Origin of the sequence: Prauserella shujinwangii (assembly GCF_003001955.1) — a bacterium.
Taxonomy (GTDB): domain Bacteria; phylum Actinomycetota; class Actinomycetes; order Mycobacteriales; family Pseudonocardiaceae; genus Qaidamihabitans; species Qaidamihabitans shujinwangii.
In genome coordinates, this window is the sequence record NZ_PVNH01000012.1 from 209,847 (window position 1) to 236,125 (window position 26,279).

The following is a 26,279-nucleotide window of genomic DNA, read 5'->3' on the forward strand; positions in this document are numbered from 1 at the left end:
AACGTGGTGGGAACGACGTTGCTCACTCACGACACGGAGGCGACCAGCTTCGGGCGCGCCTCGGGGGCGGCCGCGCGGCTGGCGTCGGCCGCTTCGTCGCTCGGCTGGCTCTGCGACTCCCGCTCGGCCTCCACGCGCGCCCGGTAGACGTCCACCTCACGGGCCCTCGTCTCGGGCGACCAGCCCAGCACCTCCCCCATCAGCTCGGCGACCTGCTCGGCGCAGTCGACGCCGCGGTGCGGGTACTCGATCGAGATGCGGGTGCGCCGCGCCAGCACGTCCTCCAGGTGCAGGGCGCCCTCGTGGCTCGCCGCGTACATCGCCTCCACCCGCAGGTAGTCGGGGGCGTGCTCCAGCGGCCGCAGCAGCTCGTGCCGCCCCTCGGCCAGCGCGAGGACCTCGCGCACCTGCGAGCCGTAGCGGTCCAGCAGGTGCCGCACGCGGTAGGGGTGCAGCCCGTGCGCGGCGGCGAGGTGGTCGGCCTGGTTCACCAGCGCGTGGTAGCCGTCCGCGCCCAGCAGCGGCACCTTGTCGGTGATCGACGACTGCGCCCGCGCCGGCAGGTCCACCGCGGCGGCGTCCACGGCGTCGGCCGCCATCACCCGGTAGGTCGTGTACTTGCCCCCCGCGATCGCGACCAGGCCCGGCGCGACCCGGGCGACGGCGTGCTCGCGCGACAGCTTGGACGTCTCCTCGCTCTCCCCGGCCAGCAGCGGCCGCAGGCCCGCGTAGACGCCCTCGATGTCGTCGTGGGTCAGCGGTGTCGCGAGCACCGCGTTGACGTGGTCGAGGAGGTAGTCGATGTCCGACCGGGTCGCCGCGGGGTGCGCCAGGTCGAGGTGCCAGTCGGTGTCGGTGGTCCCGATGATCCAGTGGTTGCGCCACGGGATCACGAACAGCACCGACTTCTCGGTCCGCAGGATCAGCCCCGACTCGGAGACGATCCGGTCACGGGGAACGACGATGTGAACGCCCTTGCTCGACCGCACGCGGAACCGGCCCCGGCTGCCGGACAGCCGCTGCAGCTCGTCGGTCCACACCCCGGTGCAGTTGATCACCGCGTTGGCCTGGACCTCCGTCTCCCTGCCGTCCTCGGCGTCGCGCACCCTGACCCCGGAGACGCGGTCCGCCTCGCGCACGAACTGGACGACCTGAGTGGACGTTCGCACGACGGCACCGTAGTGGGCGGCGGTCCGCGCGACCGCCATCGTGTGCCGGGCGTCGTCGGCCTGCGCGTCGTAGTACCGGATGCCGCCGACGAGGGCGTCGCGTTTGAGCGCGGGCACCATCCGCAGCGCCCCGGCCTTGGTGAGGTGCTTCTGCCCCGGCACCGACCGCGCGCCGCCCATCGTGTCGTACAGCGCCAGCCCGGCCGCGGTGTACGGCCGCTCCCACACCCGGTGGGTGAGCGGGTAGAGGAAGCTGACCGGCTTCACCAGGTGCGGCGCGAGCCGGGTGAGCATGAGCTCCCGCTCCCGCAGCGCCTCCCGCACCAGGCCGAACTCGAGCTGCTCCAGGTACCGCAGGCCGCCGTGGAACAGCTTGCTCGACCGGCTCGACGTTCCGGAGGCCAGGTCGCGGGCCTCGACGAGCGCCACCCGCAACCCGCGGGTGGCGGCGTCCAGCGCGGTTCCGGCACCGACCACGCCGCCGCCGATCACGACGATGTCGAAGGTCTCCGTGCCCAGGCGATCCCACGCCTGCTCCCTGGTCTCGGGTCCCAGCCGCGCCGGACTCGGCCCCTCGGTTCCCCGTACGCGCTGCGCAGCCACGAATGATCCTCCCCGGACACGGTGGTCGGCCTGCCCCGACATGGCCAGTCTCCAGGATGACACGTCCACCGGCACCCGCATCCCGGATTCGAATTACGACGGCCGGTCCCTGGAACGATCGCCCGCGAGGCAGTAGCGTTCGAGATCCGTGGGTCGGCGACGAAGCCTTCTGCCCGCCGCGTCTGACCTGCGCGTAAGGGGTGTCCAGTGTGGAGGGCTGAGGCATGAACGCGGGTCAGATCTTCGTCTGGGAAATGCTCGGTACGGCGGTGCTGGTGCTGCTCGGCACCGCGGTCGTCGCCAACCACGTCTTGCGCAAGACGCTGGGAACCGGGAACGGGTTCCTGTTCATCAACATCGGCTGGGCGTTCGCGGTGTTCACCGGCGCCAGCATCGCCAACCCGACCGGGGCGCACATCAACCCGGCGGTCACGTTCGGGCTGGCGGTCGCCGGCCAGCTCGACTGGGCGGAGGTCCCGATCTACATGGCGGGCCAGCTCGTGGGCGGCGTGCTCGGCGCCGTGCTGTGCTGGCTGACCTACAAGCTGCAGTTCGACGACTTCCCCGAGCCGGGCGGGACGCTGGGGATCTTCTCCACCGGGCCACAGATCCGGAACCTGCCGTGGAACCTCGTCACCGAGATCATCGGCACGTTCGTGCTGGTCGCGTGGATCCTGCTGAGCCCGGGCGCCGAGGCGGGCCCGAACGGCATCCCGGTGTTCGGCAACGCCGCCCTCGGCTACGCGGGCGTGGCGTTCGTCGTCCTCGTGATCGGCACCTCGCTCGGTGGCCCCACCGGCTACGCGATCAACCCGGCGCGCGACCTCGGGCCGCGCATCGCCTACGCCTTCATCCTGCCGATCCGGGGCAAGGGCAGCGCCGACTGGGGATACTCGTGGGTGCCGGTCGTCGGCCCGCTGGTCGGCGGTGGTCTCGCCGCGCTGCTGTACCTCGTCCTGCCCACGACCTGACCCGCCAACGCCGAGGGAGCAAGCATGAGTTCGTACGTCGCCGCGATCGACCAGGGCACCACGTCGACGCGGACCATGATCTTCGACCACGCCGGCCGCGTGGTCGCCGTGGACCAGCGGGAGCACGAGCAGATCTTCCCCAAGGCCGGCTGGGTGGAGCACGACGCGGAGGAGATCTGGGCCAACACCAGGGCCACCGCCGCGGGGGCGCTCGCCAACGCCGACCTGCACGCCAGCGACGTCGTGGCGGTGGGCATCACCAACCAGCGCGAGACGACGCTGGTGTGGGACCGCACGACCGGCAAGCCCGTCTACAACGCGATCGTCTGGCAGGACACCCGCACCGACCGCATCGTCACCGAGCTGGGCGAGCTCGGCGGCGGGCAGGAGCGCTACCGGGAGCGGACCGGGCTGCCGCTGGCCACGTACTTCTCCGGCCCGAAGATCAAGTGGATCCTGGACAATGTGGAGGGCGCCCGGCAGCGCGCCGAGGCGGGCGACCTGCTGTTCGGCAACATGGACACGTGGCTGCTGTGGAACATGACCGGCGGCCCGGACGGCGGGGTGCACGTCACCGACCCGACCAACGCCTCCCGCACGCTGCTGATGGACATCGGCACGCTGTCGTGGGATCCGGACATCGCCGCCGACATGGGCATTCCGTTGTCGATGCTGCCGGAGATCCGGTCGTCGTCCGAGGAGTACGGCCACGTGCGCGCCCGGGGCGCGCTCGGCGGCGTGCCGATCGCGGGCATCCTCGGCGATCAGCAGGCGGCGACGTTCGGCCAGGCGTGCCTGTCCCCCGGCGAGGCGAAGAACACCTACGGCACCGGCAACTTCGTGCTGCTCAACACGGGCACGGAGAAGGTGCTGTCGCGCAACGGGCTGCTCACCACGGTCTGCTACAAGATCGGCTCGCAGGAGCCGGTGTACGCGCTGGAGGGCGCGATCGCCGTCACCGGCTCGCTCGTGCAGTGGCTGCGGGACAACCTGGGCATGATCTCGTCCGCGGCCGAGATCGAGGAGCACGCCCGCACCGTCGAGGACAACGGCGGCGCGTACTTCGTGCCCGCGTTCTCCGGTCTGTTCGCGCCGTACTGGCGCTCGGACGCGCGCGGGGTGATCGTCGGCCTCACCCGGTTCGTCAACAAGGGGCACCTCGCCAGGGCGGTGCTCGAGGCGACGGCGTTCCAGACCCGCGAGGTGATCGACGCGATGAACGCCGATTCGGGCGTTCCGCTCAAGTCGCTCAAGGTGGACGGTGGCATGGTGGCCAACGACCTGCTGATGCAGTTCCAGGCCGACATCCTCGGGGTGCCGGTGATCCGGCCGGTGGTGAGCGAGACGACCGCACTGGGCGCCGCCTACGCGGCGGGTCTCGCCGTGGGCTTCTGGGAGAGTGAGGACGACATCCGGACCAACTGGGCCCAGGACAAGCAGTGGGACCCGGCGATGGACCCCGACCGCAGGGAGAGCCAGTACCGCAACTGGAAGAAGGCGGTCACCCGCACCTTCGACTGGGTCGAGGAGGACTGAACCACCCGTTCCCCCACCGCCAAGGGGGGAGCGAGGGAGCTTTACTCCCGTCTGGCGGTAGTAAAGCTCCCTCGCTCCCCCTTCTCGGCCGGGTGCGGGGTCAGCCAGTGGCCCGTTCGGTGGAGATCACGCAGAACGCGGCACCCTGGTTGTCGGTCACCTGCGCCATCCGGCCGAACGGCGTGTCCGAGGGCGGGCGCAGCACGCGGCCGCCCAGCCGCTCGACCCGCTCGACCGCGGCGTCGGGGTCGGACACGCCGAAGTAGACCGACCAGTGCGCGGGCACGGATGCGGGCACCTCACCGGGCAGCTCGCCGAGGCCGCCGGCCACCTCACCCCGCACGCGCACCGTGACGTAGCGGAACCCGCCTGCGGACAGGTCGTCGAACTCGTGGCCGAACACGTCCCGGTAGAAGTCCCGCGCCGTCTCGGCGTCCCTGGTCATGCACTCGTTCCAGATCATGGCGCCGGGCACGTTCACCAGCTGGGCGCCGAGGGTGTCACCGGCCTGCCAGAGGCCGAACACCGCGCCCGTCGGATCGGCGGCGACGGCCATGCGGCCCGCGGACAGCACGTCCATCGGCGGCACCAGCACCTGCCCGTGGGCACCGGTGACCGCGGACACGGACGTGTCGACGTCGGACGTGGCCAGGTACGTCGTCCAGGCCGCAGGCATGCCCTCCTGGCCGGGCGGGACACTCCCGATCCCGGCCACGGTCCGGCCGCCGAGCGAGCACAGCAGGTAGTTGCCCGCCTCATCACCCTGGTCGGCGAACGCCCACGCGAACAGCGCACCGTAGAAGTCCATCGCCATGCGCGGGTCGGGCGCCACCAGGTCGGCCCAGCACGGCGTACCGTCGGGCCAGGGGGTGTCACGGATCGTCATGTCGCACTCCGGGGACTCGGTTCCTGAGGTGACCAGTGTCACCGCACGCACCGGCGAACGGGAGTGCCCGCGCTGCTAGTCGAGATCGTCGTGCCGCATCAGCTGCCGCCCGGCCTCGGTGATCGAGCCGGACAGCGACGGGTAGACGGAGAACGTCAGCGCGAGATGCTCGACCGTGAGCTGGTTCTGCACGGCCAGCGCGATCGGCAGGATCAGCTCGCTGGCGGTCGGCGCCACCACGACGCCGCCGACGACGACGCCGGTGGCAGGCCGGCAGAACAGCTTGACGAAGCCCTGCCGCAGGCCCTCCATCTTGGCGCGGGCGTTGGTGGCGAGCGGCAGCATGATCGTGCGCGCGGGCACCTCGCCCGAGTCGATCGCCTGCTGGCTGATGCCCACCGTGGCGATCTCCGGGTGGGTGAAGACGTTCGCGGCCACCGTCTTCAGCTTGATCGGGGCGACCCCCTCGCCGAGCGCGTGCCACATCGCGATGCGGCCCTGCATGCTGGCGACCGAGGCGAGCATCATCACGCCGGTGCAGTCGCCCGCCGCGTAGACGCCGGGGGCACTGGTGCGGGAGACCCGGTCCACGGTGATGAACCCGCCGGGACCGGGCTCGATACCGACGCGATCGAGGCCGATCTCGGTGGTGTTCGGCACGGAGCCGACCGTCATCAGCGCGTGGCTGGCCTCGATCTCCCTGCCGTCGGTCAGGTGGATGCGCACGCCCTTCTCGGTGCGCTCGACACGGTCGGCGCGCGCGTGCTTGACCACCTCGGTACCGCGCTGGGAGAAGACCTCCTCCAGCACGGCGGCGGCGTCGGCGTCCTCGTGCGGGAGCACGCGGTCGCGGCTGGAGACGACGGTGACCTTGATGCCCATCTCGGTGTAGGCCGACGCGAACTCGGCGCCGGTCACGCCGGAGCCGATCACCGCGAGGTGTTCGGGCAGCTCGGGCAGTTCGTAGAGGTGGCGCCAGTCGAGGATGCGCTCGCCGTCCGGCACCGCGCCGGGCAGCACGCGCGGGGTGGCGCCGGTGGCGATGAGCACCACGTCGGCGTCGAGCACCTCGTCCGCCCCGGGGCCGGTGACGGCGACCTTGTGGGTGGCCAGGCCCGGTTCCTCGTCGTCGAACCGGGCGGTGCCGCTGATCACCCGCACGCCCTCGCGCTGCACGCGGGCCCGGATGTCGGCGGACTGCGCGAGGGCGAGCCCGCGGACCCGGCCGTGCACGGTGTTCAGGTCGATCCGGGTGTCGTCGACGTCGATGTTGATGCCCAGCTCGTGGAAGCCGTGCAGGCTGGCCCGCGCGCCGGTGGACGCGATGAAGGTCTTGGAGGGAACGCAGTCGTAGAGGACGCAGGCACCGCCGAGGCCGTCCCGCTCGACGACGGTCACGTCCGCCCCGTGCTGGGCCGCCACCAACGCCGCCTCGTAACCCGCAGGCCCGCCGCCCATGATCACGATCTTCGTCAACTGACCTTCCTCCTCATCCCGGCGCTGCACCCACTCTAGGCAGGGACACGCGGAGTGCATCCGTTCGGGGGAGGACGTGGTCGTTAGGCTGTGGCCGTGCCTCTGTATGCCGCGTACGGGTCCAACATGGATCCCGCCCAGATGAAGGAGCGTGCCCCGCACTCGCCGATGGCTGGGACCGGCTGGCTGGAGGGCTGGCGGCTGACCTTCGGCGGAGAGGACCTGAGCTGGGAGGGTGCGCTCGCGACGATCGTCGAGGATCCCGCGTCGCGGGTGTTCGTGGTGCTCTACGACGTCACCCACCTGGACGAGTCGATGCTCGACCGGTGGGAGGGCGGCGAGCTCGGCCTGCACAACAAGATCCGGCTGCGCGTGCAGACCATGGAAGGGTCCGTGCTCGCGTGGCTGTACGTGCTCGACGCCTACGAGGGCGGGCTGCCGTCGGCCCGGTACCTCGGGGTGCTGGCCGACGCCGCCGAGAAGGCGGGCGCCCCCGCCGACTACGTCAACGACCTCCGCACCCGCCCCTGCCAGGGCATCGGCCCCTAGCCGCCGTGTCCGCGTTCTGGGTACGCGTGTCCGCGTCGCGCGACGCGGACACGCGAGCGCAGAACGCGGACACTACCGCGAGCGCTTGGCGAACGCTTCCCGTAACTCCGTGAAGACCCGCGACGGATCCCGCAGGTCCTCGGCGCGTACCCGGATGACGATCCACCCTCTCCTGGCCAGGCGTTCGTCCCGCTCGGCGTCGTAGGCGGCCCGCTCCTCGTGCGCGGCATAACCGTCGTACTCCAGCGCGATGCGTCGTTCCACCCACGCGAGGTCGAGGACGTACAGGAGCCTGCCGTCGATCGTGTGCACCGGATGCTGCGCGGTCGGCACCGGGAATCCGGCTTCGACCACGGTCAGCAACAACTCGCTCTCCGGTGGAGAGTCGGCCTTGCCGGTCGCCAACTCCGCCAGCATCGACGCCTGCACCACCCCGCGCCGGTCGTCCCGGCAAGCCAGACGTCCGGTCACCTGCTGCCGGAACCCGTCCCGTTCCTCCTCCGGCAACCGGTGCAGCGCCTGGTCCAGGCTCGCGAACGCGACCGACTTGGTCCCCTCGCACAGGAAGTCGGCCAGTGCGAGGTCGAGCGCGAACACGGGAAGGCCGTCGACGCTCACCACGTCACCCGGCGCGAACCTGTTCTGGTGCACCGCCAGCCCGGGCCGGGACCGCACCGACCGGGAGTACGGGACGGTCACGTGCACCGTCGCGACGTCCCCAGCGGCGGCGCAACCGTGCAGGGCGACGGCCGTGGCGCCGGAGAGCACCGCATGACGTCCGACGAGCAGCACCGCGGCCGCCGCACGGGTACGCAGGTCGAGCGCGTGCGCGGACCGGACGACGACACCGCGCCAGATCTGCGTGAGTACGCCGTTGGCCAGCGCCGCTCGCAACGGCCGCTCGCCGATGGCGGCGGCCGCATCGCGCCGCAGCACCGCCCCACGGGGATCCCCAGGTATGTCCATGGACTCCAGGCTGCGGTCCGGCGGCACCTCGGACAGCAGCAATCCACAGAATGTGGACAACTCCCCATCCTGTGGATAACCGCCCACGTCGTGTCCGCGAGCTGTGTACCCGTGTCTGCGTCGCACGTCGCGGACACGTGTACACAGATGGCGGACACGCGTGCGCGGGTTAGGTGAGGGCGGCCAGGGCGGTGTGCACCATGACGCGCGCGCCGGTGAGCAGGGCGCGTTCGTCGGCTTCGAAGGTCGGCTGGTGCAGGTCCCGCTTGGCGCCCTCACCCGGCCACACGCCGAGGCGGGCGAAGGCACCCGGCACGTGCTCCAGGTACCAGCCGTAGTCCTCACCGCCGGACGACTGCTCGGTGGGCGCCAGCGCCTCCGCGCCGAGCGCGGCCTCGACCCCGGCCCGCATCAGCATCGTGCTCTGCTCGTCGCTCACTACGGGCGGCACGCCCCGCCGGTAGTTCAGCTCGTAGCCGGCCCCGGTGGGCGCCAGCAGCGAGTCCACCGACGACGCCACGAGCGGCTCCAGCATCGTCCACGTCTGGTGGTCGGCGGTCCGCAGCGTGCCCCGCAGCAGGCCTTCCTGCGGCACCGCGTTGGCGGCCTCGCCTGCGTGCACGGCACCCCACACCAGGACGGTGCCCGAGCGCGGGTCCACCCGCCGGGACAGCACGGACGGCAGCGACGTGATGACGGTGCCCAGCGCGTGCACCAGGTCGGCCGTCAGGTGCGGCCGCGAGGTGTGCCCGCCGGGCGAGGTGAGCCGCAGCTCCACCAGGTCCGCCGCCGAGGTCAGCGCACCGATCCGGGTGCCGATCCGGCCCACCTCGAGGCGCGGGTCGCAGTGCAGCCCGAAGATCCGGTCGACGCCGTCGAGCGCGCCCGCGTTGATCGCGTCGAGCGCGCCGCCGGGCATGACCTCCTCGGCGGGCTGGAAGATCAGCCGCACCCGGCCGGGCAGCTCGGGGGCCGAGTTCAGCGCCAGCGCCGCCGCCAGCAGCACGGTCGTGTGCAGGTCGTGCCCGCAGGCGTGCGCCGCGCCGTCCACGGTCGACGAGAACGGCAGCCCCGTCGCCTCGGTGAGCGGCAGCGCGTCCATGTCGGCCCGCAGGGCCACGCACTTCGACCCGCTGCCGATGTCGCACAGCACGCCGGTGCCGCCCGGCAGGACCCTCGGTCGCAGGCCCGCCGAGCGGAGCAGCGTGACGACCAGCTCGGTCGTCTTGTACTCCCGGCGGGCGAGCTCGGGGTTGGCGTGGATGTGCCTGCGCCACGCCACCACGTCCGCGGCGTGCGCCTGGAGCCACTCGTCGAGCCAGGACGGTCCGCGGCCCGCTCCGAGATCCTGCACGGATGCCATGCTGACGCCGGTCTCGGAGATCAGCGCGCCGGACGACGAGGCCGTGGTGGCACCGCTCGGCTCACCAGGCCGCTCCGGCCGTGAATCGAGAATCGTCACTCCGCACCTCCGCGCGGACCCAGCGGGACGCGCGCAGCACTCGCTGCAACAGCGGTCTCTCGCTGGGTGATGATTGTCGTACGCATTTGATCCTAGTCTTGCACCAAACAGGTGAAGGTAATCCCCGGATGTCCTAATGAGGAGACAGCCGGTAGTGGATCTGCGTTGAACGGTTACGGAGTGTTCGGCCAGGCTGTAGTCCGGGACCGCCGCGAGCGCTACTTACCGGGCCGGTTCTTGTTCCGCTGCTTGCGGCCCCAGATGACGATGAGCAGCAGGACCAGCGCGGCGCCGCCGACGATCAGCTTGTTCTTCGTCTTGCGGGAGTCGGCCTCGGTCTGCGGGTCGAGCTGCGGCCCCGGCTCGGGCGACGGGTCCTGGACGAGCACGGGAGCCCCGCTGCCCATCGCCACCCCGGGCTCCGCGGCCGCGATGGGCACCGCCGCCTGGGCGGGCCCGCCGCAGGCGAGCACTCCGACGAGGACGACCAGCACCCCGGCAATCAGCACGCGCACGCCGCCAAGTCTGCCCTGCCGGGCGCGGTGGACGTCACTCGGCGCGCGGTGTGTCGCCCCGACCGGGCGAGGAGAAGGCGGCCAGGATGCGCTCGGCGGCCAGCGTCGCCGTCAGCTCGCCGTCCCGCACGGCACGCTCGACCTCGGGCACGACCGCCCGGACCCCGGGGTGCGCGGACAGCTGGTCGAGCAGCCGCTCGCGGACCATCGACCAGGTCCAGTCCACCTGCTGCCGCGCCCGCTTCTCCGCCAGCTGCCCGGACGACTCGAGCAGCTCCCGGTGCCTGCCGATCTGCTGCCACACCGTGCCGAGGCCGTTACCGGTGAGCGCGCTGCAGGTGAGCACGGGTGGCGTCCACGCCGCGTCGGGGCCGTAGAGCATCCGCAGGGCCCCGGACAGCTCTCGCGCCGCCTTGCGCGCCTGCAGCTCGTACTCGCCGTCGGCCTTGTTCACGGCGATGACGTCGGCCAGCTCCAGCACGCCCTTCTTGATGCCCTGCAGCTGGTCGCCGGTGCGGGCGAGGGTGAGGAACAGGAAGCAGTCGACCATGTTGGCCACCGCCACCTCGGACTGCCCGACGCCGACCGTCTCCACCAGGACGACGTCGTAGCCCGCCGCCTCCATCAGCACGATCGTCTCCCGCGTCGCCCTGGCCACGCCGCCGAGCGTGCCGGAAGTCGGCGACGGCCGGATGAACGCGCCCGCGTCGACGGCGAGCCTGGCCATCCGCGTTTTGTCCCCGAGGATGCTGCCGCCGGTGCGCGTCGAGGACGGGTCCACCGCGAGCACGGCGACCCGGTGCCCAGCACCGGTCAGGTTGGTGCCGAGCTGGTCGATGAAGGTCGACTTGCCGACCCCGGGCACGCCGGTGATGCCCACCCGCTGCGCGCCGCCCGCGTGCGGCAGCAGCTCCACCAGCAGCTCCTGGGCACGCTCCCGATGGTCGGGCCGCTGCGACTCGACGAGCGTGATCGCCCGCGAGAGCGTCCCGCGGTCCCCCGCGAGCACTCCCTTGGCGTAGTCGCCGACGTCGATCTGCCGGGGCATCGAGCTACGCGTGCCGTGCTTCGAGCTGGTCGAGCAGGTCGACGGCGGCCTCGGAGATCACCGTGCCGGGACCGAAGATCGCCGCCGCTCCCGCCGCGCGCAGCTCGTCGTAGTCCTGCGGCGGGATGACACCGCCGCACACGACCATGATGTCCGCGCGGCCGAGCTCGGCCAGCTCCGCGCGCAGCGCGGGCACGAGGGACAGGTGACCGGCCGCGAGCGAGGACACACCGACGATGTGCACGTCGGCCTCCACCGCCTGCCGCGCCACCTCGGCCGGCGTCGAGAACAGGGGGCCCACGTCGACATCGAAGCCCAGGTCGGCGAACGCGGTCGCGATCACCTTCTGGCCGCGGTCGTGCCCGTCCTGGCCCATCTTGGCCACGAGGATGCGCGGCCTGCGCCCCTCGGACTCGGCGAACCGCTCCACCCGCTCGCGCGCCTGCCGCAGGCCCTCGGACTTGCCTGCCTCGTCGCGGTACACGCCGGAGATCGTACGGATCTGCCCGGCGTGCCGCCCCCACACCTGCTCCAGGGCGTCGGAGATCTCCCCGACCGTCGCCTTGGCCCGGGCCGCGTCGATGGCCAGCGCGAGCAGGTTGGCCTCACCCTGGTCGGCCGCGGCGCCCGCGGTGAGCTTGCGCAGCGCCTCCCGCGTCGCCTCCTCGTCGCGTTCCGCACGCAGCCTGCGCAGCTTCTCCAGCTGCTGCGCGCGCACCCCGGCGTTGTCGATCTTGAGGACCTCGACCTGCTGCTCGGCGTCGACCCGGTACTTGTTGACGCCGACGACCGGCTGCCGCCCGGAGTCGATCCGCGCCTGGGTGCGCGCCGCGGCCTCCTCGATGCGCAGCTTGGGGATACCGGCGTCGATCGCCCTGGCCATGCCGCCCGCCGCCTCGACCTCGCCGAGGTGGGCCCACGCCCGGCGCGCCAGGTCGTAGGTGAGCCGCTCGACGAACGCGCTGCCGCCCCACGGGTCGATCACCCGCGTCGTGCCGGACTCCTGCTGCAGCAGCAGCTGGGTGTTGCGGGCGATGCGCGCGGAGAAGTCGGTGGGCAGCGCGAGCGCCTCGTCCAGCGCGTTGGTGTGCAGCGACTGCGTGTGCCCCTGGGTCGCCGCCATCGCCTCGACGCAGGTCCGGACCACGTTGTTGTAGACGTCCTGCGCGGTCAGCGACCAGCCCGACGTCTGGCAGTGCGTGCGCAGCGAGAGCGACTTGTCGTTCGCCGGATCGAACCGCTTGACGAGCTTGGCCCACAGCAGCCGGGCCGCGCGCAGCTTCGCGACCTCCATGAAGAAGTTCATGCCGATCGCCCAGAAGAACGACAGGCGCGGCGCGAACGCGTCGATGTCGAGGCCGCCGTCGAGGCCCGCGCGGATGTACTCCACGCCGTCGGCGAGCGTGTACGCCAGCTCCAGGTCGGCGGTCGCCCCGGCCTCCTGCATGTGGTAGCCGGAGATCGAGATGGAGTTGAACCGGGGCATGTTCCGCGAGGTGAACGCGAAGATGTCGGAGATGATCCGCATTGACGGCTGCGGCGGGTAGATGTAGGTGTTGCGGACCATGAACTCCTTGAGGATGTCGTTCTGGATGGTCCCCGCCAGCTGCTTCGGCTCGACGCCCTGCTCCTCGGCGGCCACGATGTAGAGCGCCAGCACCGGGAGCACGGCGCCGTTCATGGTCATCGACACGCTCATCCGGTCCAGCGGGATGCCGTCGAAGAGCTGCCGCATGTCGTAGATCGAGTCGATCGCGACGCCGGCCATGCCGACGTCCCCGGCCACGCGCGGGTGGTCGGAGTCGTAGCCGCGGTGGGTCGCGAGGTCGAACGCGACGGACAGGCCCTTCTGCCCCGCCGCGAGGTTGCGCCGGTAGAAGGCGTTCGACTCCTCGGCGGTGGAGAACCCGGCGTACTGCCGGATCGTCCACGGCTGGTTCACGTACATCGTCGGGTACGGCCCGCGCAGGTACGGCGCGATGCCGGGGTAGGTGTGCAGGAAGTCCACATCGGACAGGTCGTCGGCGGTGTAGAGCGGCCTGACGCCGATCCCCTCGGGGGTCTCCCAGGTCAGCGCGTCGGCGCCCTTGCCGGTGCTCGCCTGCAGGGCCTCACTCCAGGCCGCGGCGTCCGCGGGGCCGGGTGTGCCCAGTTCGACGTCGGCGAAGTTCGGGATGCTCATCACGCGACTCCCAGCGTGTCGAGGGTGCCGGACAGGACGGCGAGCGCGTCGCATCCGGTGTGGACGAACCCGGTGACGCCCGTGTGTTCGGCCGGTTTTCCCGCCAGCAGCACGGCCCGCGCTCCGGCGTCCCGCAGCGCGGCCGCCACCTCACCGGCCCGCTCGGCGTAGGCGGAGTCGGAGCCGCACAGGCACGCGACGGGGGTTCCGCTGTCCCGGAACGCCGCCACGAGCGCTGCGGTGTCCTCGGTGACGCCGGGATTGACGGGCTCGATCCCGCCCGCGGCGAACAGATTGGCCGCGAACGTCGCGCGGGCCGTGTGCGCGGCGAGCGGGCCCAGCGTGGCGAGGAAGACCTTCGGGCGGGAACCGTGCTCGGCGAGGTGGACGTCCGAGCGGTCACGCAGCGCCTCGAAATCCTCCGCATAGCGCACCCGCGGCAGTCCACCGCCGTCCACAGGGGACGGTGCGGGCGGGCGCTCGACGGGTTCCTCGGCGAGGTCGGGGAACTCGCTGACGCCCGTGATCGGATCCTCGCGAGTCGCGATGCGCCGCCTGCGCCGCTCCCATGTCCCGGCGAGCCGCGCGGCGAGGGCGCCGGAGTCCAGCTCGGCCTCGATGCCGCCCGCCGCCTCGATGGCGGTGAACTCCCGCCACGCGGCCCTGGCGAGCTCGTCGGTCAGGTTCTCGGCGTAGAACGAACCGCCGGCCGGGTCGATCACCCCGGCCAGCTTCGACTCCTCCAGCAGGATGATCTGGGTGTTGCGGGCGATGCGCCGGGCGAACGCGTCCGGCTGCCCGAGCGCGGTATCGAACGGCAGCACGGTCACCGCGTCCGCGCCGCCGACCCCCGCGGCGAACGCCGCCACGGTCGTGCGGAGCATGTTCACCCACGGGTCGCGGCGGGTGAGCATCGCGGGCGAGGTGACGGCGTGCTGCGCCATCCCGCCGGGCCGCGCGCCGCAGACCTCCAGCACCCGCGCCCACAGCCTGCGCGCGGCGCGGAACTTCGCGATCGTGAGGAACTGGTCGGTGGTGGCCGCGAGGCGGAACTCGAGCTGCGCGGCCGCCGTGTCGACGTCGAGCCCGGCGGCGGTCAGCGCCCGCAGGTAGGCGACCCCCGCGGCGATCGTGGCGCCGAGCTCCTGCGCGTCGGCGCCGCCCGCCTCGTGGAACGGCAGCCCGTCGGCGACGAGCGTGCGGAGCCGCGGGTGCGTCCCGGCCACCCGCGCGGCGAGCTCGGCGGCGGGCGCGAGCTCGTGCGGGCGCCCCGTGCGGGCGCGCAGGCCGATCGGGTCGGCGCCGAGTCCCCCGGTCACCTCGGCCGGGGGTGCGGCGCGGTCGGCGAGCAGGCCCAGCAGCGCGTCGGCGGCGGCCGGGTAGTGCTCCCCGGGGTCCAGGACCACGGCGGCCAGGTCGAGGTGGACGTCGTGCAGGGCCTCGGGCAGCGCGCCGGGGGCCAGCGCGCCGTCCCCCACGCGCAGCCAGACGGAGGTGACGCCACCCTCCAGGTCGGCGAGCACGGCGCGGTTGGCCGCGGCCGGGTCGCCCGTGGCGTGCCGGGCGCGGACGTCCCAGCCGGTGGTGACGTGCCCCTCGGGAACGGAGCCGCGCACGAACGGCGGCAGCCCGGGCAGCCCGGCGGGCGGCGCCTCGTCGGCGGCGGTGTAGAGCGGCCGGATCTCGATGCCGTCGTAGGTGCGGCTCGCGAGCAGGCTCTCCGGGGCGCCGGTGAAGTCCTCGGGCAGGGCGCCGGACTTCCTCAGCACCGAGGCGACGAGCCGCTGCCACTGTTCGTGGCTCGGTGTGCCGAACTCCGCGGCGAGGGAGAGCTCCCGCGGTTCGGTTGCGGCCGTGGACGCCGACGTACCAGCCACGTTCGTCATAACTCCTCATGGTAGGGCCGGGGAAGACCCCCCGAGTGTGAGGCAGATCGCCATGAACTCGGCTGGCCGCGACCGGTTCCGGGACCGGGTCCGACACAATAGGGCCGTGTCCACGCCAGGCGCCGAATCCCGGCTCGTCGCAGGCCGCTACCGCCTGCTCTCGGTGCTCGGCTCGGGCTCGATGGGCACGGTCTGGTCCGCCTACGACGAGTTCCTGCAGCGGCCGGTCGCGGTCAAGGAGGTCCGCCTGCCGCAGGGGGTGGCCGCGGCGCAGGCCGGCGAGCTGCGCGAGCGCACCATGCGGGAGGCGAGGGCGATCGCCGTGCTCTCGCACCCCAACGTGATCGTCCTGCACGACGTGGCCAGGGAGAACGGCGACCCGTTCGTGGTCATGGAGCTGCTGCCCGCCCGCAGTCTCGCGGCGTTGCTGCGGGAGCACGGGCCGCTGACCGTCGCGCAGGCCGCCGCGGTCGCCGAGGCCGTCGCATCCGCGCTGGAGGCCGCGCACGCCTCGGGGATCACGCACCGGGACGTCAAGCCGGGCAACGTGCTCGTCGCCAGGGACGGCCGGATCAAACTCACCGACTTCGGCATCGCGCGCAACGTCTCCGAGGCGACGATGACGCGCACCGGCATGATGCTCGGCTCGCCCGCGTACATCGCGCCCGAGGTCGCCTCCGGCGGCCCGGTGACCTACGCGGCGGACCTGTGGGGGCTGGGGGCGACGCTGTTCGCGGCCACGGCCGGGCGCCCGCCGTACGACGTCGACGGCAACGCGATCGAGACCGTCAACCTGGTGGTGCGCGGTGAGGTGCCGCAGCCGCCGCCCGGCCCGCTGGCCCCGGTGATCCGCGGGCTGATGGCGAAGGACCCGGCGGCGCGGATGTCCCTGGCGGAGGCGCGGAGCAGGGTGTATTCACTGCTCGCCGCGCCCCGGCAGCCGCTGTTCGGCCCCGAGCTGTTCGCCGGTGAGGCCACCGCCGGGCCGGAGGCGAGCGTGACCAGGGTGATCCCGCAGGTCACCCCGGAGCCCGAGCCGGACGGCGCCGAACTGGCGGCCGATCCGGGCCCGCTGCCGTTCGACACGGCGGGCGAGCCGGCCGCACCGCGCCGGGGACGCACGCTGCGCGGCCCCGCGCTGGTGGTCACGGCCGTGCTGCTGTTCGTCGCCGCCACGGCCACGGGATTCGCGCTGACCAGGCTCGTGGGCGGCCAGGCCCTCACCCCGCCGCCGCGCTCGTCGCCGACCGCCCCGCCCCGGCCCACCGAGACCAGGGAGCTGGTGACCCGGCAGGGCGACGCGACCAACCTGCGCGGCGCGCAGGGCGGCCTGTTCTCGGTGCGGGTGCCGGAGGACTGGACCCGGTTCATCACCCAGCAGCCCGCCGAGCGGCTGCCGTCGAGCACGCTGGTGCAGTTCGTCTCGGCGAACGGCACGCAGGCGCTCAATGTGCAGCGCTACGCCGACTTCTTCCCCGGCTACTCGCTCACCAGCTACGTCCGCGCGCTCGAGTCGTACTGGCCACCCGGAGACTTCCACCTGGTCGAGTCGGAGCCGCTCGGCGGCGAGGAGGGCAGGCGGCTCACCTACCGCACCGCGGAGCGGGCCAGCACGGCGGCCGAACCCGCGGGGGACCCGCCGGAGCGGGCGATGAACCGCACCACGATCGCCCGCGCGTTCCGCAGCGGGACGAGCCTGTGGGTGGTCAGCGTGACCGTGCCGGTCGAGCAGGAGCAGCTCGGCCGTACGGAGCTGTTCGACCGGATCGTGCCCACGTTCCGGATGACCAACTGACCTCGCGCGTCAGGCGGCCTTCGCGGCCCACAGGACCGACGAGGCGAGCACCCCGAGACCGTTGGCCGCCCAGTGCAGGCCCGCCGAGGCGAGCACGCTGCCGCTGCGCCTCCGGCGCCGACCAGGGCGGTGACGGCCGGGCTGTCCAGCCGCAGCGACGGCAGCACGTGCCACAACCCGAACAGCACCGCCGAGAGCACGGACGCCCACGCGGTGCCGAGGGGATGCCGCACCAGGCCGGGCAGCACGGCCCGGAACGCGACCTCCTCCAGCAGCACGGTGTTGAGCGGGATGGCGACCAGTGCGGTGAGCAGCGCGGCCCCCAGACCGATGCGGTAGTCCTCGGCCAGGAACATCGACCTGGTGGCGGGCAGCGCCGCGGCCACGAGATAGAGCACGGCCACGAAGGCGACCGCACCGGCTCCGTAGGCGGCGCCCCTGCGCCAGGTGCGGCGGGACAGGCCGAGGTCGGCCCAGCTCAGCCCGGCCCGTCGCGCCAGGCCGAGCAGCACCACGGCCACGGCGGGAGCGGCGAGGTACTCGGTGCCCGCCGGCCCCAGCTCCACGGCGGCGTGGACCCCGGCCAGCAGGGCGAGCACGACGGCGAGCGTGCCGTACCGGCGCAGCCTGCCCGTTCGCGGCCCGGTACCGGCGAGGGCGGCCTGTGCGGTCTGTGCTGGCTGCGCTGGCTGTGCTGTCGGGGACGTGTCGATATGTCAACCGTACCGGCACGGCCACCGGCGGGCCGCCTGCGCGATGGTCCTAGGCTGCACCGTCGTGACCGACAACATCGACCACCAGCCCAGTGCACTCGCCGCCGCGGCGGCCACCGCTCTCGCCGAGCGGACCGGCTCCGAGCGGCACGACATCGCCGTGGTGCTCGGCTCCGGCTGGCGGCCGGCCGCCGACGTCCTCGGCGCCGCCGAGGCGGAGGTGCCGCTCGGCGAGCTGCCCGGGTTCGAGACTCCCAGCGCGGTGGGCCACGGCAGCACCGCCCGCTCGGTCCGGGTGGGCGACCAGCGCGTGCTCGTCCTGCTCGGCCGTACCCACCTGTACGAGGGCAAGGGTGTCGCGCGGGTGGTGCACGGCGTGCGCACCGCCGCGGCGGCCGGTGTGCGCACGGTTCTGCTGACCAACGCCGCGGGCGGGCTGCGCGAGGGCTTCCGCGTCGGCCAGCCGGTGATCGTGGCCGACCACCTCAACCTGACGGCGACCTCCCCGATCACCGGCGCCCACTTCGTCGACCTGGTCGACCTGTACTCGCACCGGCTGCGTGCCGTGGCCAGGGAGATCGACCCCGAGCTGGCGGAGGGCGTCTACGCCGGGCTGCCGGGACCGCATTTCGAGACCCCCGCCGAGATCCGGATGCTGCGGACCCTCGGCGCGGACCTGGTCGGCATGTCCACCGTGCTCGAGGCCATCGCCGCGCGGGCCGCGGGCGTCGAGGTGTTCGGGCTGTCGCTGGTCACCAACCTGGCGGCGGGCATGACCGGCGAGCACCTGAACCACGAGGAGGTTCTGGAGGCAGGCCGGGCGGCCGCGACGCGGATGGGCGGTCTGCTGCGTGAACTCGTGGAACGTTCGTGATATACCTCACTTGCCAGTCGGCTGACTGGTGGTGATGGGCACGTCGGAGATTTCGCGAGTGGTCATCGGCATCCTCTTTCCACGAGCAGGGCACGGTGAAATTCACCGCACGGAACCGCCTCCCGTTTTGTCGGCGGGCAGTGGAATTCGGTGCGGCGCAGTCAATTTGTCGGAAGCGTTGACAACCGGACAATAGCCCGATCGAGTGCTTCGGGGCCCCATTGCCGTTAACCGTGCGCGACTTGTCATCCCGGTGACAAATCCCCGATTTTCGATACTCACCCGAATGCGGGGAATCGCGCTCGGATTACTCCGAAAGGAGCCGGAGAATACGCCGGGCGCGCAACGCCACCGTGAGCGCGAAACGCTCGTCCGCGTCCCGCAGCCGGCCGCCGTAGAGCTCGTCCAGCTGGTGCAGCCGGTACCGCACGGTCTGGGGGTGCACGTCGAGATGGGCGGCCACCTCCGGCGCTCCGCCGCGGATCTCCAGCCACGCGGACAGCGTCTCGGCGAGCCGTTCGCGTTGCTTGCCGCTGAGGGAGTCGAGCGGCTCGACGGCCTGCCGCACCAGCTGCCGGGCCAGTTCGGTGTCCGCGAGCAGCCACAGCGTCGTGAGGTGGTCGGCACACCAGGTCACCGGCCGGTCCGGGAGCACCCCGTGCCGCAGCAGCGCCAGCAGGTGCCGCGCCCACCGCAGCGAGTCCCGGGCGGCGGTGACGTCGACGACGGGACCGACCACCGCGCGCCAGCCGGCCAGCGCGGGCTCCAGGTCCGGCACCTCGCCCCCGGGCGCGGGCACCACGAGACAGGGAGCGGGGCTTTCGAGGTCGACCAGGACGTCCGCGGCCACCTCGGGCTGCGATGGCGCCGGGGCGCCGTCCGGGGCGTCGAGCACCACCACCGCCACGGTGCCGGGCAGTTCCCAGCCCGCGGCAGCGGACTGTTCGACGAGCACCCCGGACGGCACCGGGGGGTCGGCGAGAAGCAGTTCGAGCAAACGCTTGCGCCGCCGCTCCAGCGCACCCGCCACCCTCGCCTGCGCGGCCGTGTACCCCTCGTACGACAGCGAGGACAGCTCGTCGATGTAGGCGAACAGGTTCTCGGCCAGTTCGCACATGGTGGCCACCGGCAGCCCGGCCCGCTGCCCGAAGTCGCTCAGCGCCTGCCAGCCCACGCGAGCGCCGATCCGGTAGGCGGAGTGCAGCACGTCGATCCCGCGCCCCTCGGCCACCTCGTACTTGCCGAGCTGCCGGAACAGCTCCGCGGTCTCCGGACCGGGGCCGCCCGGGTGCACCATCCGGTCGATGAAGTCCCGCACGCCGTGCTCGATGCCGTCGACGATCGCCCTGCCGAAGGTGCCCTCGAGCGGTCTGGAGTAGGCGGGGATCGACCGCTGGATCTCCTGCAAGATGCGATGTGCGACCTCGGTGGCTCGCTCGCGGAGTCCCGGTACCAGCCCGGCTGGCAGGCGGCTGGTGTCGGCTCCGACCGTGGCGGCCTCGTTCCCCATGGCTGTGCTACCCCCGTCGAGTCGGGGCGACGCTAGCGAGATCGGCCGGGGTTGACAACATGGCCCGGTGACCGAGCCGCCCCGGAAGCTCACCCCGGCCCTGCGCGACGAGGCGTTCCGCTGGATCGCCGACGACCCCGATCCCGGCTCGCGCGGCGAGCTGCGGGACGTACTGGCGAAGGCCATGGGCGGCGACCCGGACGCGGTCGCCGGGCTGGCCGACCGCATGGCGGGCCCGCTGCGGTTCGGCACGGCGGGGCTGCGCGGGCCCGTGCGCGCGGGGCCGAACGGGATGAACACCGCGGTGGTGGTGCGCACCACGGCGGGCGTGGCCTCGTGGCTGGCGCCGCGGCGCGGCGGCACGGTGGTCGTCGGCCGGGACGCCCGGCGCGGGTCGGAGGCGTTCGCCACCGCCGCCGCGGAGGTGCTCACCGCGGCCGGGTTCGTGGTGCGGACGCTGCCGGAGCCGCTGCCCACCCCGGTGCTGGCGTTCGCGATCCGGTGGCTCGGCGCCGTGGCGGGCATCCAGATCACCGCCTCGCACAACCCGCCCGCCGACAACGGGTACAAGCTCTACGACGACAGCGGCGCGCAGATCGTGCCGCCTGCCGACACGGAGATCGAGGCGGCGATCGCGGCCACCCCGGCCGCGGTGGCGGTGCCGAGGCAGCCCGGTGCGCGCCCGCTCGGGGCGGACGTGCTGGAGGCCTACCTGGACCGCGTCGCCGCGCTGCCGAGGGGTGGCGCGCGCGACCTGCGGATGGTGGCGACGGCACTGCACGGGGTGGGGGCGGACGTGCTCGGCGCGGCGCTGCGCCGGGCCGGGTTCGCCGAACCCGCGCAGGTGCCGGAGCAGGCGGCGCCCGACCCCGGCTTCCCCACCGTCGCCTTCCCCAACCCGGAGGAGCCGGGCGCCACCGACCGGCTGCTCGCCCTGGCCGCGGAGACCGGCGCCGACCTCGCCGTCGCGCTCGACCCGGACGCCGACCGGTGCGCGCTGGGCGCCCGCGACCGCGACGGCACCTGGCGGATGCTCACCGGCGACGAGACGGGTGTGCTCCTCGGCGACCAGGTGCTGGCCACCGGGCGGACGCCGGACCCGCTGGTGGCGACGACGATCGTGTCGTCGTCGATGCTGGGCCGGATCGCGCGGGCGCGCGGCGCCAGGTACGCGGAGACGCTGACGGGGTTCAAGTGGCTGGTCCGCGCTGGGGAAGGGCTGGTCTACGCCTACGAGGAGGCGCTCGGGCTGTGTGTCGACCCCGGCACCGTGCGGGACAAGGACGGCATCGCGGCGGCCGTGCTCGCGGGCGACCTGGCGGCGACCGCGAAGGCCGAGGGGCGGACCCTGTTCGACCTGCTCGACGAGCTCGCGGTGCGGCACGGGGTGCACCTGACCGGCCAGGTCGCGCCCCGGATGGCCGACCTGTCCGCCAGGGCACGGCTGATGGAGCGGCTGCGCGCCGACCCGCCGGGCACCCTCGCCGGGACCGAGGTGACGGCGGAGGACCTGCTGCCGGACGCCGACGTGCTGCGGCTGCGCGGTCCCGGCCTGCGGGTGGTGCTGCGCCCGTCCGGCACCGAGCCGAAGCTCAAGACGTACCTGGAGGTGACCGCCGACGTGCCCGGCCCGGACGGTCTCGCCGCCGCGCGCCGCGCGGCAGCCGACCGCCTGGCCGCCCTCCGCGCCGACGTGGAGACCCTCCTGACCCCGTGACCCCCACCCCACCCCCGCCGGAGGAGCGAGGGAGCTTTACTACCGCCAGACGGTAGTAAAGCTCCCTTGCTCCGCATCAGAGGGGCGGGAGGGGCGCTTGTGGGTGACGGGGCGGGGCGGTTGCGGGGCTCCCGGGCCGCGGGCAGGCTGGCGCACTGTGCCTACCTTGCTGATCGTCCACCACACCCCGTCGCCGCACCTGCAGGCCATGTTCGAGGCCGCATTGTCCGGGGCGACCGACCCGGAGATCACCGGTGTCGACGTGGTGCGCAGGCCCGCCCTCTCGGCGACCGCGCCGGACGTGCTGGAGGCCGACGGGTACCTCCTCGGCACCCCCGCCAACCTCGGCTACCTCTCGGGCGCGCTCAAGCACTTCTTCGACACGGTGTACTACCCGTGCCTGGACGCGACCCGCGGCCGGCCGTTCGGCTACTACCTGCACGGCAACCAGGGCATCGAGGGAGCGCAGCGGGCCATCGAGAGCATCACCACGGGGCTCGGCTGGAAGCAGGCCGCCGCACCCGCCGTCGTGCTGGGCGAGCCCGCCAAGGACGACCTCGAGGCGTGCTGGGAGCTCGGTGGCACGCTGGCCGCCGGTCTCATGTCCTGAAACACCGGTTCCCGCCACGGGCCATTCGGGCATGCCCCTACGATTCCGGCATGGTCCTCCGCCGAATCCTGTGCGCGACGCTCGCCGTGTTCGCCGCCGTGGCGAGCGCTGCCGCCGCCGGGTGCACGTCCGACGACGCTCCGAGCGAACAGTTGCCCGACGGTGCCGCCCTGGTGCGGGACGCGGCGGCGGCCACCCGCGACATCACCAGCACGCACTTCACCCTCCAGGTCAACGGCAACGTGCCCGGCCTGAGCGTGCGGAGTCTCGAAGGCGACCTCACGCGCGACGGCACGGCCGAGGGCAGCGGCACGATCGAGCAGGCTGGCCAGCTCGTCGAGATCGACTTCGTGCTCACCGGAGACACGCTCTACCTCAAGGGGCCGACCGGTGGGTACCAGCGGATCCCGGCGGCGCTGAGCTCGTCGGTGTACGACCCCTCCGCGGTGCTCGACCCTGAGCGCGGCGTGTCGAAGCTGCTGTCCGCGATGCGCAAGCCGGTCACGGAGGCCGCCGAGGACGTGGACGGCACCGCGGCGTACAAGGTCAGCGGGATGGTGCCGAAGGACGTGCTGTCCGGGATGCTGCCCGGCATCACGTCGGACGCGAACCTGACGGTGTGGCTGCGCCAGGACGGCGAGCACCTCCCCGTACGCGCCTCGGCCGCGTTCCCCGGCGACGCGACGGTCGAGGTCACGCTGTCGGCCGTCGACGAGCCCGTCACCGTGACCCCACCGGCGTGACCGCACTCGCCGCGTCCCGGGGAAACCGCTCCGTCGCCATCGGCGCGGGGGCGCTGGCCGTGCTGCTCGGCGCGCTCGACACCTACGTCGTCATCGGCCTGCTGCGGCAGATCATCGAGGACCTCCGCATCCCGGTGAACCGGCTCGAGCAGGTGACGCCGATCGTCACGGGCTACCTGCTGGGCTACGTGGCAGCGATGCCGCTGCTCGGCCAGGCCTCCGACAGGTTCGGCCGCAAGCTGCTGCTGCAGGTGTGCCTCACCGGTTTCCTCGCGGGCTCGGTGGTCACGGCGTCCGCGGAGAGTGTGCCGCTGCTGGTGGCCGGCAGGCTGGTACTCGGTGTCGCGGGCGGTGCGCTGCTCCCGGTGACCATGGCCCTGGTCGCCGACCTGTGGAGCGAACGCCGCAGGGCGGCGGTGCTGGGGACGGTGGGCGCGGCGCAGGAGCTCGGCAGCGTGCTCGGCCCGCTGTACGGCATCGCGCTCGCGGCACTGGCCGGGTGGCGCAGCGTGTTCTGGGTCAACGTGCCGCTGGCGCTGCTGGCGATGGTGGCCGTGTACTTCTCGGTGCCCGGCGGGCGGCCCACGGAGCGGGCGCGGGTCGACGTCACGGGCGGCGGGCTGCTCGCGCTGGCGCTCGGCCTCGCCGTCGTCGGCCTCTACAACCCCGACCCGCGGGAACGGGTGCTGCCCGCCTGGGGCTGGCCGTTCCTCATCGGCGCCGCGGTCGCGGCCGTGCTCTTCGTGCTGTGGGAGTCGCGGGCACGGACCCGGCTGCTCGACACCACGACGGTGCGGATGCGGCCCTTCCTCGCCGCGCTCGGCACCAGCGCCACGGCCGGCGCCGCGCTGATGGTGACGCTCGTCGACGTCGACCTGTTCGCGCAGACCCTGCTCGGCCGCGACGACCAGGGCAGCGTGCTCCTGCTGCTGCGGTTCCTCGTCGCGCTGCCGGTGGGCGCGGTGCTCGGTGGCGTCCTGGCCGCCCGCGTGGGGGAACGCTGGATGACGTTCGTGGGCATGATCCTCGCCGCCTGCGGCTTCCTGCTGATGTCGGCCTGGCCGATGGAGGTGCTCAGCGCACGGCACGAGCTCGGGCCGCTGACCCTGCCGAGGCTGGACACCGACCTGGTGATCGTCGGGCTCGGGCTGGGACTGGTCATCGCTCCGCTGTCGGCGTCCGTGCTGCGGGTGGTCTCGCCGACCCAGCACGGTGTCGCCTCCGCCGGGGTGGTGGTCGCCCGGATGACGGGGATGCTCGTCGGGATCGCGGCGCTGTCCGCCTGGGGCCTGTACCGCTTCCACAGCATGACCGCGCAACTGGACGTGCCGATCCGCGTGCTCTTCCCCTCGGACCAGGCCTACCGCGACGCGATGACCGAGTACGTCGACGCGGTGCGGCAGGCGCTGCTGACCCAGTACACGGAGATCTTCGTGGTGACGGCGGCCGTGTGCGCGGCCGGAGCCGCGCTCGCCCTGCTCATGGGCGCCCGCACCGGTCGATAGACTCGGCGGGTAGGCAGAGCCGTTCACTCCGACCCGAGGAAACACCTGGTGAAGATCGACAACAGCCCCGCGAGGGGGACCCGTGACCTGCTTCCCGCTGCGGTGGCGGTCCGCGACCATGTGCTGTCGACCATCACCGAGGTGTACGGCCGCTACGGCTACCAGCGCATCGAGACGCCCGCGCTGGAGCGGATCGAGCGGCTGTCCGGCGGTGAGGGCGGCGAGAACGAGAAGATGATCTTCCAGGTGCTGCGCCGGGGGCTGCCGGACCGGCTGGAGGCGGGCACCGAGCTGGCCGAGCTGGTCGACCTGGGCCTGCGCTACGACCTGACCGTGCCGCTCGCCCGCTTCTACGGGCAGAACCGCGCGGAGCTGCCGACCCCGTTCCGGTCGTTCCAGTTCGGGCCGGTGTGGCGTGCGGAGCGGCCACAGAAGGGTCGCTACCGCCAGTTCTACCAGTGCGACATCGACATGATCGGCGAGCCGGGCGTGCTGGCCGAGGCGGAGCTGATCGAGGCCACCACCGACGCGCTGAACCGGGTGGGACTCACGGACACGACCGTGCGGCTCTCCGACCGCCGGTTCCTGGCCACGCTGGCCGCGGAGGCGGGGGTGGCCGCCGAGGCGCAGGACGGCTTCTTCATCGCGCTCGACAAGCTCGACAAGATCGGCTGGGACGGTGTCTCCGAGGAGCTGGTCCGGCGTGGTTTCCCGCAGGACGTGGTCACCGCGGCGCGGGACCGGATCGAGGCGCTCGGCGAGACCCCCGCGGAGAAGGTGGCCGACATGCTCGGCGACGTGCTGCCGACGCTCCCGCAGGAGGTCGTCGCCGACCTGGCCACGACCACGTCGTGCCTGAGCCAGATCAGCGCCGAGCAGGCGGTGCGGTGGGAGTTCGACCCCACCCTGGTGCGGGGCATGGGCTACTACACCGGGCAGATCTTCGAGGTCGCCTACCCCGGTGCGGCGGGTTCCGTCGCCGGTGGCGGGCGCTACGACAACCTCGTCGGCCGCAGCCTCGGCACCGACGTTCCTGCCTGCGGGTTCTCGATCGGCTTCGAACGCATCGTGGATCTGCTCGCCGCGCCACCGTCGGGTCAACGGCTGGCAGTGCTGTACGACGCCGACGTGCCGACACCCCGCGTGCTCGCGGCGGCCCGCGACCTCCGTGAGGGGAACCGGGCGGTGGCGCCGGTGCGCCGCAGCGGCAAGTTCCCGGCTCAGCTCAAGCGGCTGGAAGCCGCGGGCTTCACCGCGTTCGTGCACCTGCGTGCGGACGCCGAACCGGGCACCCGGCTCGAGGAACGACTCCTGCGGCAGGAATAGCCAGCCCTTCCAGCACCGACCGGTACCGAGAAATCGAAAAGGGGTGCGTGGCACACGGCCACGCACCCCTTTTCCCGCAACAGGTGGCTTGGAAAACACACAAGAAAGCGGGGCCCCGGCTGACGGGGCCCCGCTTCTTGAAGTTATGTACGGCGGTGTCCTACTCTCCCACACCCCTTCGGGTGCAGTACCATCGGCGCTGGTGGGCTTAGCTTCCGGGTTCGGGATGGGTCCGGG

20 protein-coding genes, 1 rRNA gene and 1 pseudogene are annotated in these 26,279 nt (G+C 72.7%); 10 read left to right on the top strand and 12 right to left on the bottom strand.

What is annotated here, in order from left to right; all coding sequences use genetic code 11:
* Positions 1-26: 26 nt before the first annotated feature.
* Positions 27-1,772, bottom strand: a complete 1,746-nt coding sequence (glpD, locus tag B0I33_RS26695; protein WP_245901099.1) for a glycerol-3-phosphate dehydrogenase — start codon at positions 1,770-1,772, stop codon at positions 27-29.
* Between the two features lie 224 nt (positions 1,773-1,996).
* Here glpD and B0I33_RS26700 point away from each other — a divergent pair, with 224 nt between their 5' ends.
* Together B0I33_RS26700 and glpK are read left to right on the top strand one after the other, a co-directional pair.
* On the top strand, positions 1,997-2,743 hold the full coding sequence (locus B0I33_RS26700) for an MIP/aquaporin family protein (protein WP_106181667.1): 747 nt from the start codon (positions 1,997-1,999) through the stop codon (positions 2,741-2,743).
* A gap of 24 nt (positions 2,744-2,767) precedes the next feature.
* Positions 2,768-4,279, top strand: a complete 1,512-nt coding sequence (glpK, locus tag B0I33_RS26705) for a glycerol kinase GlpK (protein ID WP_106181669.1) — start codon at positions 2,768-2,770, stop codon at positions 4,277-4,279.
* Positions 4,280-4,379: 100 nt separating this feature from the next.
* Here the strand turns inward: glpK and B0I33_RS26710 are convergent, their stop codons facing one another.
* Positions 4,380-5,165, bottom strand: a complete 786-nt coding sequence (locus tag B0I33_RS26710) for a VOC family protein (RefSeq protein WP_106181670.1) — start codon at positions 5,163-5,165, stop codon at positions 4,380-4,382.
* Between the two features lie 75 nt (positions 5,166-5,240).
* A complete protein-coding gene (locus B0I33_RS26715) occupies positions 5,241-6,641 on the bottom strand; it encodes an NAD(P)H-quinone dehydrogenase (protein WP_106181672.1) in 1,401 nt (466 codons plus the stop codon).
* 96 nt (positions 6,642-6,737) lie between these two features.
* On the opposite strand from B0I33_RS26715, the gene B0I33_RS26720 reads away from it, so the two are divergent.
* Positions 6,738-7,190 (top strand): gamma-glutamylcyclotransferase family protein, encoded by a 453-nt coding sequence (locus B0I33_RS26720; RefSeq protein WP_181193461.1) that lies wholly within the window; start codon positions 6,738-6,740, stop codon positions 7,188-7,190.
* Between the two features lie 72 nt (positions 7,191-7,262).
* On the opposite strand, the gene B0I33_RS26725 is transcribed toward B0I33_RS26720, so the two are convergent.
* The 6 genes from B0I33_RS26725 to B0I33_RS26750 all read right to left on the bottom strand — a co-directional run bounded on the left by B0I33_RS26725 (position 7,263) and on the right by B0I33_RS26750 (position 15,249).
* Positions 7,263-8,156, bottom strand: a complete 894-nt coding sequence (locus tag B0I33_RS26725) for an endonuclease domain-containing protein (protein ID WP_106181745.1) — start codon at positions 8,154-8,156, stop codon at positions 7,263-7,265.
* A 169-nt stretch (positions 8,157-8,325) separates the two neighbouring features.
* Positions 8,326-9,618, bottom strand: a complete 1,293-nt coding sequence (locus B0I33_RS26730) for an amidohydrolase (protein WP_106181674.1) — start codon at positions 9,616-9,618, stop codon at positions 8,326-8,328.
* 218 nt (positions 9,619-9,836) lie between these two features.
* Entirely contained in the window at positions 9,837-10,133 is a 297-nt protein-coding gene (locus B0I33_RS26735; protein ID WP_106181676.1) for a hypothetical protein, read from the bottom strand.
* Between the two features lie 34 nt (positions 10,134-10,167).
* Positions 10,168-11,181, bottom strand: coding sequence for a methylmalonyl Co-A mutase-associated GTPase MeaB (gene meaB, locus B0I33_RS26740; protein WP_106181677.1), 1,014 nt, complete (start codon positions 11,179-11,181; stop codon positions 10,168-10,170).
* 4 nt (positions 11,182-11,185) lie between these two features.
* Positions 11,186-13,363, bottom strand: coding sequence for a methylmalonyl-CoA mutase (gene scpA / locus B0I33_RS26745; protein ID WP_106181679.1), 2,178 nt, complete (start codon positions 13,361-13,363; stop codon positions 11,186-11,188).
* A complete protein-coding gene (locus B0I33_RS26750; protein WP_106181681.1) occupies positions 13,363-15,249 on the bottom strand; it encodes a methylmalonyl-CoA mutase family protein in 1,887 nt (628 codons plus the stop codon). Before B0I33_RS26750 ends, scpA begins: the two co-directional genes overlap by 1 nt.
* A gap of 52 nt (positions 15,250-15,301) precedes the next feature.
* Between B0I33_RS26750 and B0I33_RS26755 the strand changes: the two genes are divergently transcribed.
* Positions 15,302-17,044, top strand: a complete 1,743-nt coding sequence (locus B0I33_RS26755) for a serine/threonine-protein kinase (protein ID WP_106181747.1) — start codon at positions 15,302-15,304, stop codon at positions 17,042-17,044.
* Between the two features lie 134 nt (positions 17,045-17,178).
* Here the strand turns inward: B0I33_RS26755 and B0I33_RS30590 are convergent.
* Positions 17,179-17,400 (bottom strand): annotated as a pseudogene (locus B0I33_RS30590) (CPBP family glutamic-type intramembrane protease); the annotation flags it as partial.
* Between the two features lie 400 nt (positions 17,401-17,800).
* Here B0I33_RS30590 and B0I33_RS26765 point away from each other — a divergent pair.
* Positions 17,801-18,631 (top strand): purine-nucleoside phosphorylase, encoded by an 831-nt coding sequence (locus B0I33_RS26765; protein ID WP_425440526.1) that lies wholly within the window; start codon positions 17,801-17,803, stop codon positions 18,629-18,631.
* 307 nt (positions 18,632-18,938) lie between these two features.
* Here the strand turns inward: B0I33_RS26765 and B0I33_RS26770 are convergent, their stop codons facing one another.
* Positions 18,939-20,141, bottom strand: a complete 1,203-nt coding sequence (locus B0I33_RS26770; protein ID WP_106181684.1) for a PucR family transcriptional regulator — start codon at positions 20,139-20,141, stop codon at positions 18,939-18,941.
* A 67-nt stretch (positions 20,142-20,208) separates the two neighbouring features.
* On the opposite strand from B0I33_RS26770, the gene B0I33_RS26775 reads away from it, so the two are divergent.
* The 5 genes from B0I33_RS26775 (at position 20,209) to hisS (ending at position 26,042) form a co-directional block, all read left to right on the top strand.
* Positions 20,209-21,858 carry a phospho-sugar mutase gene (locus B0I33_RS26775; protein ID WP_106181686.1) on the top strand — a complete coding sequence of 550 codons (1,650 nt, stop codon included), beginning with the start codon at positions 20,209-20,211 and terminating at the stop codon, positions 21,856-21,858.
* A 157-nt stretch (positions 21,859-22,015) separates the two neighbouring features.
* Positions 22,016-22,468: a flavodoxin family protein gene (locus tag B0I33_RS26780; protein ID WP_106181688.1), complete on the top strand. Its 453-nt coding sequence runs from the start codon at positions 22,016-22,018 to the stop codon at positions 22,466-22,468.
* A 50-nt stretch (positions 22,469-22,518) separates the two neighbouring features.
* A complete protein-coding gene (locus B0I33_RS26785) occupies positions 22,519-23,211 on the top strand; it encodes an LppX_LprAFG lipoprotein (RefSeq protein ID WP_106181690.1) in 693 nt (230 codons plus the stop codon).
* Positions 23,208-24,716, top strand: a complete 1,509-nt coding sequence (locus B0I33_RS26790; RefSeq protein ID WP_106181691.1) for an MFS transporter — start codon at positions 23,208-23,210, stop codon at positions 24,714-24,716. Before B0I33_RS26785 ends, B0I33_RS26790 begins: the two co-directional genes overlap by 4 nt.
* Before the next feature lie 48 nt (positions 24,717-24,764).
* Positions 24,765-26,042, top strand: a complete 1,278-nt coding sequence (gene hisS, locus B0I33_RS26795) for a histidine--tRNA ligase (protein WP_106181693.1) — start codon at positions 24,765-24,767, stop codon at positions 26,040-26,042.
* 147 nt (positions 26,043-26,189) lie between these two features.
* On the opposite strand, the gene rrf is transcribed toward hisS, so the two are convergent.
* Positions 26,190-26,279, bottom strand: a 5S ribosomal RNA gene (gene rrf / locus B0I33_RS26800); the annotation flags it as partial.

Coding starts and splice junctions, on each gene's coding strand:
- glpK (WP_106181669.1), top strand. CDS start 2,768: ATGAGTTCGTACGTCGCCGCGATCGACCAGGGCACCACGTCGACGCGG.
- B0I33_RS26725 (WP_106181745.1), bottom strand. CDS start 8,156: ATGGACATACCTGGGGATCCCCGTGGGGCGGTGCTGCGGCGCGATGCG.
- B0I33_RS26755 (WP_106181747.1), top strand. CDS start 15,302: ATGAACTCGGCTGGCCGCGACCGGTTCCGGGACCGGGTCCGACACAAT.
- scpA (WP_106181679.1), bottom strand. CDS start 13,363: ATGAGCATCCCGAACTTCGCCGACGTCGAACTGGGCACACCCGGCCCC.
- B0I33_RS26765 (WP_425440526.1), top strand. CDS start 17,801: ATGGTCCTAGGCTGCACCGTCGTGACCGACAACATCGACCACCAGCCC.
- B0I33_RS26750 (WP_106181681.1), bottom strand. CDS start 15,249: ATGACGAACGTGGCTGGTACGTCGGCGTCCACGGCCGCAACCGAACCG.
- B0I33_RS26710 (WP_106181670.1), bottom strand. CDS start 5,165: ATGACGATCCGTGACACCCCCTGGCCCGACGGTACGCCGTGCTGGGCC.
- B0I33_RS26770 (WP_106181684.1), bottom strand. CDS start 20,141: ATGGGGAACGAGGCCGCCACGGTCGGAGCCGACACCAGCCGCCTGCCA.
- B0I33_RS26785 (WP_106181690.1), top strand. CDS start 22,519: ATGGTCCTCCGCCGAATCCTGTGCGCGACGCTCGCCGTGTTCGCCGCC.
- meaB (WP_106181677.1), bottom strand. CDS start 11,181: ATGCCCCGGCAGATCGACGTCGGCGACTACGCCAAGGGAGTGCTCGCG.
- B0I33_RS26700 (WP_106181667.1), top strand. CDS start 1,997: ATGAACGCGGGTCAGATCTTCGTCTGGGAAATGCTCGGTACGGCGGTG.